Source organism: Gracilimonas sp., from assembly GCF_017641085.1.
In the GTDB taxonomy this organism is placed as follows: domain Bacteria; phylum Bacteroidota; class Rhodothermia; order Balneolales; family Balneolaceae; genus Gracilimonas.
On sequence record NZ_JAEPPI010000002.1, the window covers coordinates 783,827 to 805,696 of the forward strand.

Annotated in this window: 11 protein-coding genes and 1 tRNA gene; 2 read left to right on the top strand and 10 right to left on the bottom strand. The window is 43.3% G+C overall.

The window, feature by feature from the left end; translation table 11 throughout:
* Positions 1-59 precede the first annotated feature (59 nt).
* The gene (locus JJ941_RS10475; protein ID WP_290964810.1) at positions 60-1,892 is read left to right on the top strand and encodes an ATP-binding protein; all 1,833 of its coding nucleotides are present in this window, start codon (positions 60-62) and stop codon (positions 1,890-1,892) included.
* A 472-nt stretch (positions 1,893-2,364) separates the two neighbouring features.
* Here JJ941_RS10475 and JJ941_RS10480 read toward each other — a convergent pair whose 3' ends face one another.
* From JJ941_RS10480 to JJ941_RS10510, 7 genes are all read right to left on the bottom strand, one after another.
* Positions 2,365-3,597 carry a GAF domain-containing sensor histidine kinase gene (locus JJ941_RS10480; protein ID WP_290964812.1) on the bottom strand — a complete coding sequence of 411 codons (1,233 nt, stop codon included), beginning with the start codon at positions 3,595-3,597 and terminating at the stop codon, positions 2,365-2,367.
* Between the two features lie 12 nt (positions 3,598-3,609).
* A complete protein-coding gene (locus tag JJ941_RS10485; protein ID WP_290964814.1) occupies positions 3,610-7,002 on the bottom strand; it encodes a PAS domain S-box protein in 3,393 nt (1,130 codons plus the stop codon).
* A gap of 191 nt (positions 7,003-7,193) precedes the next feature.
* Entirely contained in the window at positions 7,194-7,592 is a 399-nt protein-coding gene (locus JJ941_RS10490) for a hypothetical protein (RefSeq protein ID WP_290964816.1), read from the bottom strand.
* A gap of 168 nt (positions 7,593-7,760) precedes the next feature.
* On the bottom strand, positions 7,761-8,423 hold the full coding sequence (locus JJ941_RS10495; protein ID WP_290964819.1) for a response regulator transcription factor: 663 nt from the start codon (positions 8,421-8,423) through the stop codon (positions 7,761-7,763).
* Between the two features lie 3 nt (positions 8,424-8,426).
* Complete coding sequence (locus JJ941_RS10500) at positions 8,427-11,180, bottom strand: PAS domain S-box protein (RefSeq protein ID WP_290964821.1); 2,754 nt, start codon at positions 11,178-11,180, stop codon at positions 8,427-8,429.
* Positions 11,181-11,604: 424 nt separating this feature from the next.
* A tRNA-Arg gene (locus JJ941_RS10505) sits at positions 11,605-11,678 on the bottom strand.
* 405 nt (positions 11,679-12,083) lie between these two features.
* Entirely contained in the window at positions 12,084-13,262 is a 1,179-nt protein-coding gene (locus JJ941_RS10510) for a murein transglycosylase domain-containing protein (protein WP_290964824.1), read from the bottom strand.
* A 362-nt stretch (positions 13,263-13,624) separates the two neighbouring features.
* Between JJ941_RS10510 and JJ941_RS10515 the strand changes: the two genes are divergently transcribed.
* Positions 13,625-16,225 carry a zinc-dependent metalloprotease gene (locus JJ941_RS10515; protein WP_290964827.1) on the top strand — a complete coding sequence of 867 codons (2,601 nt, stop codon included), beginning with the start codon at positions 13,625-13,627 and terminating at the stop codon, positions 16,223-16,225.
* Between the two features lie 87 nt (positions 16,226-16,312).
* Here JJ941_RS10515 and JJ941_RS10520 read toward each other — a convergent pair whose 3' ends face one another.
* Genes JJ941_RS10520 through JJ941_RS10530 form a run of 3 tightly spaced genes read right to left on the bottom strand, consistent with a single transcriptional unit; the run spans position 16,313 to position 21,870 of the window.
* Positions 16,313-17,479 (bottom strand): SpoIIE family protein phosphatase, encoded by a 1,167-nt coding sequence (locus tag JJ941_RS10520; RefSeq protein WP_290964831.1) that lies wholly within the window; start codon positions 17,477-17,479, stop codon positions 16,313-16,315.
* Positions 17,480-17,501: 22 nt separating this feature from the next.
* Entirely contained in the window at positions 17,502-17,879 is a 378-nt protein-coding gene (locus tag JJ941_RS10525) for a response regulator (RefSeq protein ID WP_255133572.1), read from the bottom strand.
* 16 nt (positions 17,880-17,895) lie between these two features.
* Positions 17,896-21,870 carry a two-component regulator propeller domain-containing protein gene (locus tag JJ941_RS10530; protein WP_290964836.1) on the bottom strand — a complete coding sequence of 1,325 codons (3,975 nt, stop codon included), beginning with the start codon at positions 21,868-21,870 and terminating at the stop codon, positions 17,896-17,898.

The following is a 21,870-nucleotide window of genomic DNA, read 5'->3' on the forward strand; positions in this document are numbered from 1 at the left end:
ATTGTAAGGCTCATAATAAATCATTTAATTTCCCCCTCTAACGGGGATAAGCAATGAATATGAGCTCAAAATTTTCTCTCACCGGCATTTCTGATATCGCTCTGGGTAAAGACCTGAGATCGGAAAACGAGGTTGTTGGCAAAAAGGCGGGTATGACCGTCCTGAATTCGGTTTCTTTCTTTTTAGCCGGCGTTTCCATTCTCTTTCTCATTGCCTTTCAGATCAACGAATCCGTATCCCTGACGTGGTTTTTTCTGTCTGAAGCTATCGCCTTTTTATTAATTCCTTTGCTGGCCAGGCAGGGATTTGTGAAAGCCGCTAAGATTCTGCTTATCGCTTATGCCGATGTCGGTATTATTATTCTTAGTTCCGTATTCGGTGGCGATGCCATGATTCAGGCATTTTTTATACCCGCCATGGGGCTTTCCATCCTTCTTTTTGATAATACCCAGGTGCACCTGCGCAATATGGGTATTCTGTTATCTATCCTTTCATACTTCATCCTGGATTATATCATCTTCGAGAGAATCAGTATTTCTGAAAGCAGCTTCTCGCTGGTAAGATGGAGTGTTTTGACGGGCTCTTTCGTAACTACCTGGTTAATTTTCAACACCTTTTCACAGTTTAAAGAAGATGCCGAGCACCAGACGCTGGAGCTTTTGCAAAAAGAGCAGGAATTGAATCAGGAGTTGAGCCTGAAACAGGAAAAGCTGGAAACCTACATTGAGCAGCTTGAAGTGGCCACCGAAGAACTCGCAAAAAGTACAAAAGCCAAATCGGAATTCCTGGCTACCATGAGTCACGAGATCAGAACTCCGATGAATGCTATTTTGGGGATGACGCACCTGCTGAAGCAAGACAGTCCGCGCGAAGATCAAATCGAGCCGATCAACATTCTTGACTTTTCCGGTAAAACGCTGCTTTCGCTGATTGATGACGTCCTTGATTTCTCAAAAATAGAAGCCGGAAAAATCGAATTCGAAAGCATTGAATTTGAGCTGAATAAACTTGTAAATGTCATTGTAGAGAGCTTCAAAATTACAGCTAAAAACAAAGGCATTGAGCTTAAAACAGAGATAGGAGAAGGGATACCGAATATCTTAGTCGGCGACCCGGCGCGTCTCACACAGATCCTGAATAACCTGGTAAGTAATGCATTGAAGTTTACTGAAGAGGGAGATGTAAGGTTATCGGTAAATGCTCTTCAGGATGATGATGACTCAATACGCCTTCAGTTTGCCATTTCAGATACGGGTATTGGAATTGAAGAAGATCGAGTAAATACTATATTTGAAAGCTTTACTCAGGCCAGCCAGAATACGAAGCGCTTGTTTGGCGGTACGGGGCTTGGGCTTACCATCAGTAAACAATTGGCGGAACTTCAGGGTGGAGCAATTTCGGTTGAAAGTGAGGAAGGAGAAGGAAGCACCTTCTTTGTAGAGTTAACCTTCGAAAAAGGATCTTCAACTGACGAGGCTAAGGCAATTACCAAAAATGAAGATAATGCAGAAAGTTTAAGCGGTCTGCGTGTTCTGCTTGCTGAAGATAACCTGGTGAACCAAAAGGTAATGCTGAGGTTTCTCGAGCGCTGGAATGTGGATATGACGGTGGTAGATAATGGCAAAGAAGCTGTAGAAGCTATTAAAGAACATAATTACGATGTGGTGCTGATGGACCTTCAGATGCCAACCATGGATGGATACGAAGCCTCCGAGCATATTCGAAAACTGGATGATCCGTACAAGAGAAACACGCCGATTATTGCCCTCACGGCTGCTGCACTAAAAGAAGTGCGGGAGAAAGTGTATGCCTCGGGCATGAACGACTTTGTGACCAAACCTTTTAACCCGGCTGACCTTGAGCAGAAGCTGTTTCAGTTTATAGAGAAGTAATTTAGAACAGCCCGGTTAATTTTTTTGCTGATATAATCTGTTTGATTCTCCGGCACCGCTCTTCAAAATAAAAAAACCGCTCCTGAAATCAGAAGCGGCTTTCTTTAAATCTACAGTTGATTAAAAAGCTTAGGAAGGATTACTTCTTGGTTGCTTTTTTAGCTTGAGGAGCCTGCTTTTTGGCAGCTGCTTTGGGGGCAGATTTAGGAGCAGGTTTTTGTTCTTTGTTAGCCATGGTTTCGGTCTCCAAACAAAAGATTGTGGTTATGTTCTTTCGCCCGTTTTGGCAAATCCCTAACCCATGTTCAGGCAGATGAGCACCCTGAAACATTACAACTATATTCGCACCTTTTTTGACATTAAGCAATAGGTGAGGGAGCGTAGGAAAAAATATTTTTATAAAAAAAGGGCTGCCTTCCTTCCGGAACACAGCCCCTGGTTTTTCGGGGTACAAATGAAAATGAACAAACAGTTATTGTTTTTCAGGGATGGTGACATAGAAGGTAGAGCCAACGCCCTCTTCCGTTTCAACTTTAACTCCGCCACCATGTAATTCTACAAATTGTTTTACAAGCGGAAGGCCTAACCCGGTACTGATTTCACCCTGTGTACCTGAGCGTCGGTGTTTCTCGTTTTGAGTAAACAATCCATCCATATATTGCTCCGGAATGCCAATGCCGGTATCAGATACAGAACAATGAAGAATCCGGTTTTCTTTGGTATCCACAATTTCAGCTTTAACCGTTATGGTGTCACCGGCCGAGCTAAACTTCAGAGCATTAGAAATCAGGTTACTGACAATCAGCTTAAATTTTTCGTTATCAAGCTCAAATGAGTCTGAAATATTGAAATTCGTTGTAATGTCCACTTGCTTGGTTTTAGCGAGTGGGGTATAAATGAGAATCAGGTCTTTAATGAGTTCATCAACCTGAACTTCATCCACAATTAACCGGGAATCTCCTTCTTCCAGAGAGTTGGAGACTAACTCACTGGTGTAAGTAACCAGCTTTCTTCCACTGATTTCAATCATGGAAAGCATACTTTTCAATTCATCGTGATCTCCATCCCAAACATTCTGAAGGTAATGGGCAGTACTTACGATGCCACTGAGCGGACTTTTAATATCGTGATTAACCACCCGAAGGAAATGATTCTTTTCCCTGTTTAATTTTTCCAGCTTTATTTGTGTGCGTCTGATTTCCAGCCGGGAAACAATTTCACGGGCAATGGTCTTAAGTGCTCGTCTTTGGGTCTCGTTGAGCTCTTTTGGGGTGGAGTCGAGCACACAAAGCGCTCCAATATTAAAGCCATCTTTTGTTTTTAGCGGATATCCGCTGTAAAACCTGTGATGAGGATCACGTTGAACAAAAGAGGCATTTTTAAAGCGGTCATCTTTAGAGAGGTCAGTGATTTCCATGCTGCCATCAGCAAGAATGGTGTGTGCACATACGGCTTCTGAGCGGTCGCAATTTGTGCCAGACTCGAGACCGTGAGCCGATTTGGTCCACTGCCGGTTATGATCCAGAATATTCATCTGAGACATAGAGCTTTCCGTTACAATGGCAGCCAGTTCTACCAGCGAATCAAACTCTTCTTCTGGTAATGTATCGAGTATATCATATTTCTCAACTTCCTTTTGACGTTCAGATTCGTTTTCAGGAACCGGATAATCGCTGACTATTTTTTGTTCTATAATTTCGGACATATACAATCTCCACTAATTTTTCAGAGCGCTGTGTGGGCCTTTCAGTTCTCTCTTTGCAAAATGAATCGACAATGTGCTTTTTGTATCACTATCTAATATAACGGAGCCATCAATCTGGCTCGATAATACATCAATAAGTTCCTTTCTAAGATTAGTGTTCGGGTGGTCTGCTTCATACGAAGGAAGTAACGTTGCAGATGGGTCTTCGAGTTCAATTCTTACGCAATCATTAGTAGTCTTCATTTTTAAGGAAAGGCTGACGTTCTCCATACCTTCATTGCTTTTAATCAGGGCCAGGTAATCAAGCACCTCGTTAAGTAGCATTCCGGCGGGAATGGCTTGGTTCACATTTAGCTCAACTTCGTCCAAATCAAAGCTGGTAATGAGTTTATAGGCATTGTTGTCGTTCACCTCAGCACCTTCTTTAACAACCGTTTCTATAAATCTTCTGAAACTCACATGGGTCAGGCTTTCATTTCTGTACAGCAGCTCGTGAATTTTGGCAATCGTCGTAATTCGCGATTGGGTTGAATGCAGGTGCTTGGATATTTTCTGATCTTGATTATCCAGAATCTCCAGTTCTAACAGTCCTGAAATAATGGCCAGGTTATTCTTAACCCGGTGGTGCACTTCCCCAAGCAGTGTTTCTTTCTCGGCAAGCGATTTCTCAATAATATTGCGAGCCTCAACTTGTTCAGTCACATCAATGGCTTCTACGAAAATGCCGTACACATCTCCATTTTCATTATGAATGGGCTTATATACAAAGTTGAGATAATGACTTTTGGAAGCACCATTGCTTCCATTGTTAAAGTAAATTTTCTTCTCGTTAAAATAGAACGATTTATCCTCATTATAACATGTATCCAGCAGATCCGTGAAGCCTTGCTCATCCATCTCGGGGAGGGCTTCTTTTACCGATAAGCCGACCAGATCTTCCTTCCCAACCAACTCTTTATACTTTTGATTTACAAAGTTGTAGATATGCTCTTTCCCTTCCAGCATGGCTATGGCTGAAGGAGACTCTTCAAACATATCCTGCATTTGAACCCGGGCTTTCTGCTCCGTTTCCAGCAGGTTCACAATCTGGTTTTCAAGTGATTTTCTTTGAGTGATGTCCACATACATTCCATATATGGCTATCACTTCTCCGTCCATTTCTACCGGTACGCCCCCTACCAATACCGGAATCTCTTTGCCGTTTTTGTTTAGCCGTATAGTTTCCGTTTGGAAACTGTCTCCTGTAAAGCTTAATCTGGAAAGCTTTTCTCCCTGCTGATCCATAGCCTTGGGAACTATGGTTTCATCGAGGTTTTTACCGATGACTTCTGCATCTGTATATCCAAATATATGGTTGAAGCTCTGGTTAATTTTTTGAACTCTTCCATCAGCATCTACCAATACAATCCCAATTGGAGAATTGAAAAACAATTGGTTCAGAAGCTTCTGGGTTCTTTTACTTTCAACTTCTGCCAGTTTACGTTCGGTGATGTCCATATGAGAACCGGCAAGCTTGGTAGGTTCTCCATCTTCATCCCAGTCTACAAATTTCGCAATGGCCAATATCCATTTGTAAGAGCCATCAGCAGATTTTAAGCGAAACTCAGCTTCATATCTACCTCCTTCTTTCTTATATCTCAGGAACTCGCTTTCTGGAATTTCCTTGTCTTCGGGATGCAAAATGGAAAAGAAGGATTGTTTTGTAAACGCATTACTGTCTTTATCATAGTCATAGCCCAGTAATTTAAACCAGCGCTCATTGAAATAGGTATAGCCTGTAACAAGATCTACTTCCAAAAGTCCAAGGTTTGCCCCATCAACGGCAAGTTCATTAAAGTGCTTGGTACGCTGAAGCTCTTTCTTTACCTGCTGCCGTTCATTCTCAATTTCAATGATGTTGTTGCGGTTCAGACCCCCTCCAACTATATAATGTTCGCCATTTTGCTCAAAACTGGTTCCCTGTAGCAAATAATGAACGACCTGTCCACTTTTTGTTATACAGCGGGCTTCCACACTAATTTTTTTCCCAAGTAGTACGCCATCCAGAATTTTCGAAAGTAAAGGCTGATCCTTGGGGTGAACAAGTTCAGTGACACTAGTATTGGCAATTTCCTCATATGTGTAGCCCAGATCCTGCTCAAGCATATTGTTCCACCGGATCATTTCTCCCTTCAGGTTAAATACAAAAAATGCTGTAGGCAGGCTGGAGATGGCAGATTCCGTGAATTCCTTTTCATCAAGAAGTTGTTGCTGTATGGCTTTACGAGAAGAGATGTCTCTGATGTTTATAATGGTTTTTTCTTCTCCGCCTTCTGCTTCAAATATAACAGAGCTTACCTCAACAGGGATTTTATGTCCGTCTTTGTGGGTAAATTCAACTTCTCCCGTGAAAGACCCATTCTCTCTCCGGTTTGCTATGGCTTCTTTATTAACCGGGTTATTCATGTCAAAAACTAAATCCCGGTACTTTCCTTCCAGTTCTCCGGGCTCATACCCCAACATATCACAGGCAGCCGGATTGACTGCAATAATGAGGCCATCCGGTCTACCTATGATTGTTCCTTCCAGGGTGTTATTAAACTGCAGTTTATACTGTTGTTCGGTAGCTTTAAGAGCCTGCTCTGCATTGCGCTTCTGAGAGATGTTCTTAAATGCCCAGCTAGTAACCGGTTTCCCGTTTTCATTTCGAAATATTGTAACTGACAGCTCAATAGGAATAATTGAACCATTTGCTGTCTTTATCTCATATTCCCCGATATAGTTCCCCTCTCGGTTTATCATTTTCTGAATATCAGCAACATCCATATTAATGTTCAGGTAGTTTGTGATATCTGAAAAAACAAGATCTTTCTGACTTACCTGAAGAATTTCACATGCTACATTATTGGCTTCGATTACAGAATTGGATTCATCGGCAACCAGAATTCCATATAAACTATTCTGAAAATGTTTTTCGAATTTTTCCCGGGTTTCTTTCAGGTAGGTTTGATTCTGTATTTGGGCACTAATGTCTTCGTAAATCAGTATAGCTCCATTATTCTCGCCCAGAGTTTTTACCGTAACAGCAAAAGTCTTCCGGTGGGCGCAAGAAGTAATGTGGCACTTCATCTCAAAGCTTTCTCTTTCTTCATGAAGCACGTCTTTGATACCCAGTAATAGTCTCAGGGCAAAATCATTTCCTTCAGCAAGAGGCTGTTGAAGTACTGATAAGATATTTTTATTGAGTTCAGGATGGGTCCACTTTTCTTCAAAATCTTCCCGGTGTATCTTCCAGTTGTTGTTGAAAGCAACTATAGTACCTTCAGAATCCATAATGGCAACGTGGGCACTTAACGAATTTAGAACGGCCGAGCTAAGGCTGTCTAATTCAATTAAGGTGTGTACATTATCATTATTCTTTTTCATAGGGTAGATGTATATGAAATCTTAAATCTTACTCTCGTTGTACTACAACAGGTTGCTAGCTATTGATTCTTTTTTCTGAGAGTAAATTTAGCCAACTCTCATTTCCCATGAATGACGTGAAAGGCCTAATTTTGGGAATAGGTGAAAAGACCTATGTTTCATTTTCCCGGCAAGGTAAAACAACGACCTTATTAGTCCGGACAATCAGTAAAGGTATTACCATTCATGAGTTGGGATACCGCTTCAAACAATTCAGCTTCAGTGGGGGTGTGTGAAATGATCCCGGATGCACCCGCTTCTATTAACGGCTGAATAAACCTTTTATCGGCGTGATTATTCAAAACTAAAACGGGAATGTCAGGGGAGCTTTTTTTTATGCCCTTTATATTATCGGGGGCATTACCGTAACCATGTGATGTATTTAGGTCATAAATTATAATCTCCGCATTATCCCGGGTTACAGACTCTTTATTCAAAAAAAATTGGGATGGTACAATAAAATCAACAGTCGCGTTTAACGAAGATTGCAAGATCTCCGATACGATATCGTTGGTTTGGTTGATTTTGCCTATGAAGATTATTTTTGCCAATGGTGAACGAGCTTTACTATTACTTGCTATGGCAAAAGTACTCTTTAGTAAGTCTTAATAAATCAGTATTAACACCTATATTTGCATAGGTGTTTTTACCTAGGTAAAAAAAGCAGAATTGCTGTAAACGCCCGGTGGCAAAGGGAAGCAGAACAAAATGTATGTGCGTTATTCTCCATTATTCTCGAAAAGCTGGTTTTTGATCGCATACTTGACAAGCCCGGCGGTATTTTTTGCCCCTGTTTTCTGCAGAAGGTTGCGGCGATGGGCGTCAACAGTTCGTACACTTACAAATAACTGATCGGCGATCTCTTGGTTAGTACACTCGTTTACAATCAGTTTTAAAACCTCCAATTCCCTTTCAGTTATATTGACTTCATTAGCTTCCCTGTTTTTTGAAACAGAAGGTTCAACCAGCTCTTGTAATATGGCCTGGGTGGCATCATCGCTAAAGTAATGCTTACCATCCAGTATGGTATTTATGGCTTTAATGAGCTCCTTTTTGCCCGAACTTTTTAATATATACCCGGAAGCGCCGGCTTTAATCATTTTCTTGATGTGCTGGTCTTCGCTGAGCATGGTTAAGGCGAGGACTTTAACATCCGGCTGTTCTTTCTTGATTTGTTCAGTAGCTTCGATACCGTTCATTTTCGGCATGGTGATATCCATGATGATAAGATCCGGTTTGTGCTCTTTTGAAAGCCTGGTTGCTTGTTCCCCGTTCTCAGCTTCAAATGAGATTTCAAAGCCGGGTTCGTCTTCAATCAATATTTTTATACCGTCCCTAACAATCTGATGATCATCGACTATTGCAATCTTAATATTAGCCATTTATTAAGCATTTGATTGTTTGTTGATAGGAACGATTGCGCTGATAAGTGTTCCTTTTCCGGGTTTTGAATCAAATTCAAAGTCACCACCAAGCGCCCCTGTTCTCGTTTTAATAGTTTGTAACCCCAATCCCGGTTTAAAATCCGGATCAGATGTGTCGAAACCAATTCCATTATCATCAATCGTAAGGATCAAATCAAGCTCATCTTTAATGAGCTGAACATTAATTTTTGAGGCCTCAGAGTATTTAACGGCATTTGAAAGAGCTTCTTGTGCAATGCGGTAAAGGTTAAATTGTACTTCACGGGGTAAATTCAGGCCGTCAATGTTTTGATAAAAGCTAATATCCATTTCATTGCCGGTGCTGTAATTATCCACCAATGCTTCGATGGCTAATCCCAGCCCGTAATCGTCAACCACGCGGGGCATCAGGTTGCGGGAAATCTGCGCTGTCTCATTAACCGCATGCTTCAGCAAATTCAGACCCTTATTAAACTGATCTTGTTTGCGTTCATCCAGCTCAGAAATTTGACTTTCTACAGCATCCAAATTCATATTGGCTGCGGCAAGATACTGCCCGAGCCCGTCGTGAAGTTCCTGAGCAATACGAGCCCGCTCTTTATTTTCACCTTCAACCAGTGAAGCCAACACCATTTCCTCAGCTTTCTTCTGTTCAGTAATATCATTCACCAGTACCAATCGGTAGCTTTTGCCAAAATAGTTAATAGCTGAACCGGTGACTCGCACATTGATGATTTCTCCGTTCTTTTTGATATGCCTGGATTCTAAAGACTCGGACAAAGCGGTCTTTCGGTCGCCCTGAATAATCTGCTTCGATTCATCTTTATCCTCCTCCGGGCGAATATCCAGTAACGTTTTGGTATAAAATTCTTGCCGTGTATACCCGTAATGTCGAACGGCTGACTCATTTACCTCCACGATTGACAGGTTCTCCGGATTATAAATGAGCATGGGCTGAGGGCTTTTTTGAAATAACAGGCGGTAGTTATGTTCTGATTCGGCTAGTTTTTTCTCGGCCTCAACCTGTGCCGTTACATCCACTACTGTAGAAATCATCAGGTTTTGATCATAAACAGGAATATTTTTTGCATTAATAATGCGCTCTTCTCCGGTCTGTGTTGTTATTTTGATCCCTTTCCATTGCATGCGGTCCGGGTTTTTGGATTTAAGATCATCAGTGATCATTTCCGCCATTTTCTTCCGGTAATGGGTATCCGGATATACTTTTTCAAAAAAGGTTTGTACATCGTTGATGATGTTTTTTGGCCACCCATATATTTCAGAAAACCTCTTATTCATCAAGGTTACATCTCCGGAATCGATCAGGTTTACAGCCACTCCAATGGGCAGGTTTTCAATCGTGGTTTCAATAAAATCGATCTGATTCTTTAGTTCTTTTTCATACTCTTTTTGACTGGTGATGTCTTGTACCACACTTACAACCTTCTCAATTTCTCCGGCTTCATTTTTTACCAAAGTAACAGTATGCTCAGAATAGAACCGGGTTCCGTCTTTTTTCTGCATCATAAACTCTGATTGAAAGATCCCGTTTTTCTCAAGGCTGCCGCTGCTCAGTTCATCAAACTCATTATATTTTTGCTCATTAAGATGCAGCAGGCGGGTATTATTTCCAATCAGTTCTTCTTTAGTATATCCGAATAAGTCGGTACAGCTTTTATTACAATCGGTGATAGTGCGGGTGTACGGCTCAAGAATAAATACAGCCTCCTTCAGGCTTTCGAAAGTCTTTTGGAGCAACTGTCGCGACTCAATGATTTTGTCCTGCGAAGCAGTTAATTCAGTTATGTCGAGTCCTATACCTACAATGCTGTTATCAGAAAGTTGAATATTAGACCATTCCTGAATATGAGCGTTACCTTGCTTGTCTTTAACCTCAAACCGATACCATTGTCCGTCAGCCTCTTTCATTACTTTAGCTGCTCTTTCCCTTTCCTTGGGGTCAGGATAGCTGGCGCTCATTAAGTCTATTTCCTTGATCTCTTCATTGCTCCACCCAAGGGTATTCTCAAATGCTTTATTAACTCTGATCTCGTTTATTTCAGGGTCATAGATATCTACCATTACAGGAATTTGCTCAAAAATGCGCTCAAACAATTCTTGCTTAAGTTCATGCTGCTCTTCGAGCTCAACCTGCTCGGTGATATCCTGAATGATGCCGGAAATCATAACAGCTTCACCGCGTGCGTTTTTCTGAACATTGCCCAGGCTTCGCATCCACCGGATGCTGTCATCAGGCCAGATTATACGATATTCGGCCTTATATGGATCTTTATTTGCTATGGCTTCATTAAAGGCTTGTTCAACCCGGTTTTTATCATCGGGATGAATTCGGCTATAGAAGTCATTTACGTTCCACTTCTTTGGTTCTTTCTTTAATCCAAAAAGTTTAAAGTGATGACTGGAAGTAACATTTCGTCCTGTTTCCAAATCAATACTCCAGGTGGCAATTTTAACGGAATCGAGGGCCTTATCCACTCTTTTTGAAGCCTGTTTAATATGTTTGTTGCTGAAATTGACAAGCAGATATAGGAGGGTTCCGGTTACTAAAACATAAAAAATACCTTTGAAGGTGCCGTATTGTGAAAGGGTTTCAATGTCAGAAATGAAGAGCTTTAATAGCTTGTCTGAAAAGAGAATCCACAACCCGCCAAACACCACGTAAATGACAGCAATGTTAATGGCATTTAGCTGGAAAAGTCTATTAAACCTCTTCATAGTTAGCGTTCTCTTAATGGTAAACCTCAAAACTGAACTAACTGTTTTCTCTAATAAACCACAAGAATATTTAATGTTTAACACTAAACGATTTTAAGGGAACCAAACAAAGAGAAATTTACCGTCATAAAAAAACCATCCTCATCTAAAGCAGATAAGGATGGTTGCATTTGTACCCACGACTTAACCCACAAAGTGGCCCTCTTGACCATTAAGTAAGAGCGATCCCAAAGCAATTCCTTACACTTTTTCTGGAATTAATTTTGAGTTTAAAATCAGCCTCTGTGAGCTTGCTAAGCGCGATTGTTTTGAAATAGTCGGATTTGCAAACAGAATTATGAAGAAAGGGAAGTGGATTTTTGTGCGCGAAGGAGAGGTATAAAAAAAGCCACCTTTTGAACAAAGGCGGCTTTAAAAATTTATGTACGCACGAGAGGATTCGAACCCCTGACCTTCTGGTCCGTAGCCAGACGCTCTATCCAGCTGAGCTACGTGCGCAAAAAATTCGAGAGCATCAAAGATAAGAAGATCATAACTGCAGGGCAATTATTTTATGCTTCAGAATGAAGAATAAGTTTTTGAGGTTGGAGGGATATGATCAGCAATTAACAAAGGAACCATTTGGCACGGTTGTTGAACTGTTAAAGGCAGAGAAGGTTTGATGCTAACCCTTAACACGGAGAGAACACAATGAACAATGCATCCCGACATATTTTAATCCAACTTGAAATGATACTCAAAGAGTACCCTGAGGCCGAATTTTATATTCAGGAACGAATGAGGTCCCTGATTTCAGATCTGCTTAACTCTGAGATTTGTTTCGAAGAATTGCAGACACAAAATAATTAATAGGAGGAAAAAAGCCTCAAAAGCAGAAATATATTCCGCTTTCTGTGGCCTCCTTTAGTCATCCGTTGACATCCACTCCTTGTATTGGGCCCGGCGCTCGGTTACCTTTTTCAGGTAATTTTTGGTTTCGTCCCAGGGGAGGTTTGCCAGCAGGTAATCGTAATTTTCCTGGGCGCTCATCCCGTTGATGGTATCCCGGGCATTATTGAAGTTGGTGGAGTTAATGTATGCTCTTGCTACATTTCCGGCGCCGGTGTTATAGGCACAAATCACCAGGTACTCATGTACCGTGCGGTCTTCAATTCCGCGCATATACCGGTTCATCAAAATGTCGATATAAGTAGAACCGAAATGCACGTTTTGGTCGGGATTGAATAAATATTCAGCTGAGGGTATGGCGTCTTCCCCATTTAATACCCGATATACATCCCGACCGGCGGTGCGGGGTACAATTTGCATTAACCCCAGGGCATTGGCATGAGATTTAGCCATGGGATTGAAAAACGACTCGGTATGAATAATGGCAAGTACGAGAGTAGGATCGATTTCATACTTATCTGAGTAGGTTTCCACTTCTTTTCTGAATTTTTCAGCCCGGGTGCGGAGATGATCAGGCACAAGCTGCAGGTTTAAAACGGCAACCTTTCGGATGGTTCCATCTTCTGCTTCCACTTCTTTAATCTCGGTTTGTTCAGCTACCTCTTTAGCGTATTGGAGAGAATCCATGTCTTCCGGGATGTCAACCTGTCCGGCTAAAACGGGCTCCTGCATTACTTCTTTCTCTGTTTCATCAGGCAGTTCCGATTCGGTGCCTTTACTGCTAATTAAATCCAGTACCGTATTTTCTATAGTAATGAGCAGGCTGTCTTCGGTGTCGTTTTCATCAGCCAACACTTCGATAGTGCCCTCACCGTCCTCAAAATCTACGTCCCATCGAACTTTGCCTCCGTTTTGGTATTCAATCCAGTTGGTCTTGGTTCGCTCTTTAAAATCTCCCCATTGCCGTAACATATCATCCCGGAAGCTGTTGAATTCCATTTCATGCTGAAACACAAAAGCTTCATAATCGGCGATGTTTTGGTGTAGCGCAGAATCCTGGGCAGCCTGAATTTGATCAAGTTGCTGCTGCCGTTGCTGCCGGTATTCTTCCCAGGTGAGTGATGCATCTTGTGCTGTGATGTGTGTCGATGAAAAGAAAAGAATGACCAGTCCAAAAAATAGTGAAGTCTTCATAAGTACCCCAAATGTGCTTTAGCCTAATTAATTGGTGAAATTGTCCCCGTGGTTTGTATCCCAAAAGTACAACCTGCAGAGCAAAAGCCAAATACCGATTTTTTGATGCAAAATTTCTGTGTAATGGCTTATGATTTAGGAAGCGAAATGATTTCCGGTATGCAAGCGAGTCGTTCACGGCATCGCGTTAAATAAAAATCGCGTTTAGTTAAAAAGTATTTCACCTAAATTTTCTGTAATCAGATAAAACAATTTAAATTGGCTCTTCGTCTTTTTTTATGAAACTTTGTTAGAAGGGTTGCTTAAAGGTAAAGGAATGTCTAACTCTAACTACCAATTTTAAACAAACAGGACGCTACACTATGAAGAAAATACTACTGTTCTTAAGCTTGATTGTTCTGGTTCCGGCATGGGCGAATGCTCAAAAAGGAGACAAGGACAAAAAAGAAGAAGACAAATTCACGGAACTAACCAAAGATGCCGAACATATTGAGGGTTTCTTTGATCTGTATAAAACAGATGATGCTCTGTACCTGACTGTTACTGAAGAGCAGCTAAATAATGACTTTCTCATGAATTTTGAAATTGAGCAAGGTATTGGTTCATCCGGATTATATGGCGGAACCATGCTGAGCGTGTTTGAGGGGTTACTTGTACGACTTGAAAAGCAGGAAGGAAAGTTGATGCTTGTTCAAAAACCACACCGTTATGTGGCTGAAGAAGGTACACCGGAAGCAGTATCGGTAGAATTGGGATATGGGAATTCAATTCTGGAAACCGCCAAGGTTGAAACAACCAATGATGACGGCGTAATGCTGGTAAATGTGTATGACTGGTTTGTAGGCGACCTTTCCAATATTGGACAGCGGGTGAGCTTTGTGGTTTCTTCACGACCGGGGCAGCCGGGACGTGCTTCTTTTGATAAATCGAGAAGCTACCTGAAAGCGGTTAAGTCATTCCCGATGAATACAAATGTGACCGCTCAGCTTACATTCAATAACAGCGAACTGGGAGGTCCGAGAACCGTAGCCGACAGCCGATATATCCCGGTATCCATTCATTATACCATGGCGGAACTTCCTGAAGAGCCCATGAGTCCGCGTATGGCCGATGACCGTACCGGTTTTTTTATGACGGTACATAAGGACTTTACCGACGATGACGATGATACTTTCTTCAAGCGATATGTGAACAAATGGAGACTGGAATGTGACGGAGCTCCCGGAGCAGACGGACTTTGCGATCCGGTTGAGCCCATCACCTACTATATCGACCACACAGTACCTGAAGCCTACCGGGAAGCTATGATGGAAGGGGTGGAAGAATGGTCGAAGGCATTTGAAGCTGCCGGTTTCCGAGATGCGGTTCAGGCCGAAATGTTGCCTGAAGGTGTTGAGCCGGAAGATATCCGCTATGCAACCCTGAGATGGAACGTGTCGGACCAGCCGGGGTACGGAGCCATTGGCCCTTCTGTGGTTGACCCAAGAACAGGAGAAATCCTGGATGCGGATATACTTTTTGAAGCCAACATGATTCTGGGCGACAAAGAAGAGTACCGCGAAATGGTAGAACCGAGAGCAGCCATTGATGAAATTTACAATGTGAGTGCTGAAGAAGTGGCGATGTCGAGCCGTTCAGAGATGAAGTCGTTTTACACGGAAATGGCCATGCAGCTTGATATGGTTAAAGGACTGCTGGTAGCCAGAGGACAAATTGCTTCCAACGACCCTGTTCCCAAGGAATTCACCGATCAGGCACTGCGATGGGTAACCATGCACGAAGTGGGGCATACGCTTGGCCTTCGTCACAATTTCCGCTCTTCCGTAGATACTCCTCTTGACAAACTATATGACACCGAATGGACTGAGGAAAATGGAGTTTTCAGTTCAACGATGGATTATCCAACGGTAAACTTGTCGCCACAGGGAGAAGACAATGATGGACATTACTATAACACCAGTGTAGGTTCTTATGACCGATGGGTAATCAGTTACGGGTACACGCCGGATGATGAGAAAGCAGCGGAAATTGCCCGAATGGCAGCTCAGCCGGGTCATGCCTACGGTACCGATGAAGATGCCCGTGGTTCAGGTGCAATAGATCCACATGTCAATGTTTATGATCTTGGAGCTGACCCACTTGCATGGGGTAAAGGACGTGCTGCCCTGCTGAGAGACCTTATTCCGGAAGTTCCGGAGATTGCGCTGGCAGACAACATGCCTTATTACGAGGCAACCGATTTGTTCAACACGTACTTCTTCCAGTATGTGAGAGCATTGGGCCCGACGGTGAAATATATTGGGGGCCAATACCAGTACAGAGACCATGTTGGAGATCCTGATGCGCGGATGCCATTTGTACAAATTCCACTGGAAAAACAGCAGGAAGCACTTGATATGATTATCGAGTATGCCTTAGCTGAAGATGCGTTTGAACTTCCTCAGGAAGTATATCAGCAATTTGGAGCTGATCGATGGAGCCATTGGGGTAACTCAAACACCTATGGCGGCCGTATCGACTATCCGTTGCATCAATATTTGTTGGGAGTGCAATCAAGCCTGCTTGAAGCGCTGCTTGATGGAACACGCCTGGCCCGAATTCGGGATACCGAAGTTAAATTTGGGGAAGAAAACACGATCACTATCCCTGAGCTTATGGGAACCATCACCAACGCCGTTTGGAGTGAAGTATGGGCGGCTCCGGGATCAAACATCAGCAGTAACCGCCGTGATGTACAGCGTGCATATCTGGACCTGATGATTGAGATTGTTACAGATGCTCCGTCCGATATGCCGGCAGATGCACGTTCGGTAGCCCGGGCACAATTGTCGGATCTTAACAACCGAATTACCCGGCGATTGACACCACCTTACAGCTTCGATGCTTATACCGAAGCGCATCTGCGTGAAGTGAAGGCACGGGTAGATAAAGCACTGGATGCAGGCTTAAGCCTTGAAAACTGATAGTTAGAAAGGCAACAGCTTAGTACTTCTGAATTTGGCTCCGATGCTCAGCGTCGGAGCTTTTTTTATGTGCAAAAAAAAATACTTCTATCCATTATACCCAACTGAAAGAACCGTGATATCATCCGACTGATCGGCTTTGCCCATAAACTTCAGCACATCCACAATCAGGCTGCGCACCAGTTTATTGATGTTATCTTTGCTATGCTTTTCCAGAAAGGCTTCAAGGCGGGGTTCTTCATACATGGAGCCATCTACAGCCGTTGCTTCTGTAACGCCATCTGTGAAGAGGAGAATTTTTTCACCCGGTTCGAGCGTAAATTCTTTCGTCTCAAAATTGAAGGGTTCAATTTTACCAAGCAGAATTCCTTCCGTAGTTTCAACCTCTTCAATCGTCCCGTCATTTCGGACGATGTAAGGTAGGTTATGCCCGCCATTGCAATATTGCACCTTGCCGGTTCGAACATCCATCACCCCATAAAAAGCGGTAACAAAAGTGGTGAGATCACTTTCCGGGATCAGCATGGTATTAACTGTTGAAAGACAAAGGGCAGGGTCCTGAATCTGTGAGGCAATCGCTTTGATGGTTGTCCGGGAAACCGCCATATATAAAGAGGCCGGAACTCCTTTGCCGGAAACGTCGGCACATACAAAGCCCAGGTGGTGTTCATCCAGCATAAAGAAATCATAAAAATCACCACCTACCTGTTTGGCGGTGTACATCTCTGCGTAAATGCTAAACTCTGAGCGGTCAGGGAAGGGAGGGAACTCCTGGGGCAGCATCTTCTGCTGAATACGAGCCGCTGTTTCCAGGTCGGTTTGTACGGCTTCCAGCGTTTTTTTGTGTTGAATGCCATCCTGAATGAGTTGTATTTCTTTCAGCGTTTTTTCGATAGTGGCATTCAGGTCGGTGAAGTCGATGGGCTTGGTTACAAAATCAAAAGCACCCCGGTTCATCGCGGTGCGGATGTTATCCATATCTCCATAGGCGGAAACAATCACGGTTTTGAACGTGGGGTTTTCGAGTTTCTGCGTCTCCGTCAGAAAAGTGAGCCCGTCCATCCGGGGCATATTGATATCAGATAAAACCAGGGAAATGTTATGCGATTCGCTGAGCATTTCGAGGGCTTCTTCTCCGTTTTCGGCAAAGAAAAATTCGTATTCATCCTCTTTTATTTGTTTGCGGAACCGTTGCAAAATTAACATTTGCAGATCCGGTTCATCATCAACCACTAATATTCTGTGCTTTTCCATAACCCTAGGTTAAATTAAACGTCTATTGGTGAATCAATTGGTTGATTTCTTCTCTGAGTTCTTCAAAATCGATGGGCTTGGTAAAAAATGCCTTTGCGCCCGATTCCATGGCTTTGTCGTAATTATGCTGGTCGCCATAGGCAGATATCATGCTTACTTTTATTTGCGGGAAATCAGTTTTCACCTTTTCCAGCAGCTCCAGTCCCGACATACCCGGCATGTTGATATCAGAAAATATATACACAACCTCGGGGGGGTGATTACTTCTCAAAATCTCGATGGCTTCATCGCCGGAAAAGGCAAATTCCAGTTCCAGGGCATTGCTCCGTATTTCTTTTCTGAATTTTTGACGAAACAGCATTTCAACGTCTTTTTCATCATCCACCACTAAAAATTTCATGGGTTCGCTCATTATTCTATTTGTTTAGGTTGATCGTAAATATTGTGCCCTTACCTTTTTCAGAATCTACCTGAATGGTGCCACCGTGTGCTTTGATGATATCATTGGTAATGCTGAGTCCGAGTCCGGTACCTTCCGTTCCTTTCTTTGTAGTGAAGAAAGGCTGCATAATTTTGTCTCTCATGTCGTCCGGTATTCCCGGCCCGTTATCTTCAATTTGAAGTAAAACGTTTCCATTTTCTGATGAAGTCCTCACCGTAAGCTTGGCTTTGTATTCTTTAGAATTTGTTGCTTGGTCTTTGGACTTCAGCTTTTCCCTCATCGCATCAAAAGCATTGTTGCACAGGTTTACGATTACGCGACTGAAGTCTTCGGCTATTAATGGGATTGGATCTATACTTTCATCCAGGTCAAATATGATGTCAGAATTGATGGGCTCCTTGCCGGCTCTCATACCGTGGAAAGTCAGGTTCACATACTCTCTGACTACCGTATTTATCTGGGTCGGCTCTTTTCTGCCGCTGCCTCCACGCGAGTGCTGCAACATCGATTTCACGATAGAATCAGCCCTTTGTCCGTGCTCATGAATTTTATTGAGGTTCGCTTCAATGTCGGCTAACAGATCCTTTAAGTCAGTATTATCACCGGCCAGCTCACGAGCTTCCTCCAGCAGTTCCACATTCAAGTCAGAAAAGTTATTCACGAAATTCAGCGGATTCTTAATCTCATGGGCAATACCGGCAGTAAGCTGTCCAAGTGAAGCCAGTTTTTCCTGCTGTATGAGCTGTTGCTGCATGTCTTTTAACTCACTCAAGGTTGCATTCAGTTTTCGATAGGCTGAAGCATTGTCGAGGGCAATGGCAGCATAAGTGGCCAGGTTTCTCAACAGGTTCACATGATAAGCGGTGTACGCATCTTTCTTGAAGCTTTGAGTGGTGATAACACCTATCACCCGGTCTTGCTGAACCAGCGGCAGGTAGAGTATAGACTTCGACTCTTCCCCTTCAATAGGCGCCTGATAGGTTTTAACATACTTGGTATGCTCGTTGGCGTAATCCCCGACAATAATTTCCTCTTTGTTCTTGAAGCAGAAAACCGCCAGGCGGTCTTCTTCGTCCAGGTTGTTTACAAAAGGAGATAACATCTTTCCCTTTTCCTTGGTAGCCGGGAACTCGAGTCGGTTTTTTTCTTCATTATAAATTCCGACCCCAAAAATGGAAGCATCCATCAGGGCGTTCACATTCTCGTAAACGGTGTCAATGATTTTGTTTACCGAAAGAGTGGAGGTAATGGCCCGCCCGATCTGGCTCAGCTGCTCGGTATCCGACCGGCGCTTGTTTTCAGCCTCGGCCCGGAGCTCGGCTTCTCGAAGTGCCTGTCGTTCTTGTTCCTTTTTAGAAATACGGCTGCGCTGAAAACGATCAACCCCAAAAACCATAAAGCCCAGCATTCCAACTCCTAAAGAGTAGGCCCACCAGGTTCTGTACCACGGAGGTAAAATGGTTAATCCAATTGTGGCTCCTTCGTGATTCCAGACTCCATCCGCATTCGCTGCTTTCACTTTAAAAGTATATTCCCCTTCCGGAAGATTGGTGTAGGTTGCCGAACGTTTGTTGCCGGCATCAATCCAGTCCGGGTCAAATCCCTCCAGTTGGTAGGAGTAGGTATTCATTTTGGGGTTGGCATAATGCAGGGCCACATAGTCAAAAGTTACTTCATTTTGGTAATAGGGAAGAGTAATTTTTTGAGTATTACTGAGTGCATCCTTGAGCGGAGAATCAGGTCCGGGCACTACGGGTTTGTTGAATATTTTAAAATCAGAAAGCACTACCTGAGGTGGGATTTCATTCACATGCAGCTGTTCGGGAACAAAAGCCGTAACTCCTTCGCCACTGCCAAAATACATAACTCCGTTATTTCCTTTGAAATAACCGTTCTGAGAATATTCCAGTGCCATAAGTCCGTCATCGAGCCCGTAATTTCTAAACGTCTCAGTGGCAGGGTCAAAATTAGAGATGCCTTTATTGGAGCTCATCCAAAGGGTGTTGTTATTATCCACCAACAAGCCATATAGCGAATTATTAGAAAGACCTTGTTCCTCGGTAAAATGCGTAGCCTTGCCGGTTTGTATATCAAAGCGGTTCAGCCCACCATTTGAGGTAGCCAGCCAAAGTGTACCCGGATCATTATTCAGCTGGGTTATGCTTTGTATTTGACTGTTGTTGATGGTTGTTGAATCGGTAGGTTTATAGGTAGAAGCTACAGTTGCAATACCGTCGGGTGTTATTTGGAGTAAACCTAAAGTAGTACCTGCCCACAACATGCTGTCTTCAGCCATATGCAAACTCAAAACGGGAGGGCCGAAATCGGTTTTTAATTCTTCCTGAGGAAGGGGGATATGTTCATACTCTCCGGTGATTGAATTAAAGCGATCGAGCCCGCCAATGCTGCCAATCCAGAAGACGTCCTCATCAGTTGCGGTTGGTACGATCGCAAAAAGGCTGTTTCGGCCCTGGTTCCCATCAATCCGCGGGTGGCGGAAATAAGTAGATTTTTTAGTTGTGCGATCGAATAAACTCAGCCCACCGCTGGTGCCTATCCAAAAACGACCATTAGCATCTTCATGGAATACCCGTATGGATCCAAATATTAATGATGTGGTATCATCAGGGTTAGAAGTATAATGAGAGACTTTCCCGGTGTTGATGTCGAATTCAGTGAGGATATCACCCGCAGACCCGATATCTGTTCCTACCCACAAAGTTCCTTCGCTATCTTCAAAAACACCCCATACAATACCCGGGGAGATGGTTTGGTCATCATCAGGGTTATTCTTCAGGTGAGTGAAATTTACCGCGCCGGGATTAAAGGCGGAAAGCCCCCTGGTTGCTGTACCCACCCAGATGGTTCCGGAACGGTCGGCATACATCGATGTAGCAAAATTATCGCTGAGGCTATTTGGGTCTCGCTGATTGTTACGATAAGAAGTGAATTCACGGTCAACGATGTCGAAGCGGGCAACACCTGTTCCAGGGCCGGCCACCCATAATACATTTGGATTCTCTGGATCAGGCACAACCTGATGAAGAAAGTTAAGCGGGTTGACGTTCTCTCCGTCATTGGGTTCAATCAGATATCGCTCAAAGTCCCCGGTTTTGCTATCCAAAAATACCAGTCCATTTCCGGTTGCCAGCCACAAAGCACCGGGTATATCAGGTGAGAGATATTGATCCAAAACATTCTGAGGGGCTCCATAAAACTCACGGCCATCTATATCAAACAAAAAGCGGGTGATTTCATAAGTATCCGGGTGAATTCTTGAAATGCCATTAGTGCCACCGGCCCAAAGATTGCCTTCAGAGTCTTCGTTAATCCAAAAGACAGTTTGGCTTGCAATTGTTGTTGGATCTTCATGGTCATGCTGGTACCGTATGAATGTGCCGTCTTCACCAGCGGGCATACGATTCAGTCCATCTCCAAAGGTGCCCACCCACAGGTTCCCCCGGCTGTCTTCGAACGGCATAAAAGCACGGTCGCTGGAAATACTGGTAGAGTCATTCGGGTCGTGAACGAACTTCGTGAATTTTCCTGTAGCCTGATTCAGTCGGTTTAATCCACCGCCTTCTGTTGTAACCCAAATATCCCCGTTTGCTGATTCATCCATCCCCCAAACCCAGTTCTCGGAAAGAGACGTGGTATCGAAAGGAGTTTGCTTGTACACTTTAAATTCATAGCCATCGTAGCGGTGGAGACCACCCTGAGTAGCAATCCAGAGAAACCCCTTACTATCCTGCATAATGGTATTTGCACTGGCCTGATTCATCCCATCGCTGAGCCCGGTATGCTCAAAGCGCAGGGAAGGAGCTTCACTTTGTAAAAGCGTGGGTTTTATTTCCTGTTCGGTTTGGGCATGAACAGAAGTTACCAGGCCTACAGAAGCAGCCAGGCAAATAATGCCGGTTTTAAAAGATAGTATGTTTTTTTTGCTCAT

Excerpts from the sequence above, each read along its gene's own strand:
- JJ941_RS10525 (WP_255133572.1), bottom strand. The coding sequence starts at position 17,879 with ATGAAATTTTTAGTGGTGGATGATGAAAAAGACGTTGAAATGCTGTTT.
- JJ941_RS10515 (WP_290964827.1), top strand. The coding sequence starts at position 13,625 with ATGAAGAAAATACTACTGTTCTTAAGCTTGATTGTTCTGGTTCCGGCA.
- JJ941_RS10530 (WP_290964836.1), bottom strand. The coding sequence starts at position 21,870 with ATGAGCAAAAAAAACATACTATCTTTTAAAACCGGCATTATTTGCCTG.
- JJ941_RS10500 (WP_290964821.1), bottom strand. The coding sequence starts at position 11,180 with ATGAAGAGGTTTAATAGACTTTTCCAGCTAAATGCCATTAACATTGCT.
- JJ941_RS10485 (WP_290964814.1), bottom strand. The coding sequence starts at position 7,002 with ATGAAAAAGAATAATGATAATGTACACACCTTAATTGAATTAGACAGC.
- JJ941_RS10480 (WP_290964812.1), bottom strand. The coding sequence starts at position 3,597 with ATGTCCGAAATTATAGAACAAAAAATAGTCAGCGATTATCCGGTTCCT.
- JJ941_RS10475 (WP_290964810.1), top strand. The coding sequence starts at position 60 with ATGAGCTCAAAATTTTCTCTCACCGGCATTTCTGATATCGCTCTGGGT.
- JJ941_RS10520 (WP_290964831.1), bottom strand. The coding sequence starts at position 17,479 with ATGGAAAAGCACAGAATATTAGTGGTTGATGATGAACCGGATCTGCAA.
- JJ941_RS10495 (WP_290964819.1), bottom strand. The coding sequence starts at position 8,423 with ATGGCTAATATTAAGATTGCAATAGTCGATGATCATCAGATTGTTAGG.
- JJ941_RS10510 (WP_290964824.1), bottom strand. The coding sequence starts at position 13,262 with ATGAAGACTTCACTATTTTTTGGACTGGTCATTCTTTTCTTTTCATCG.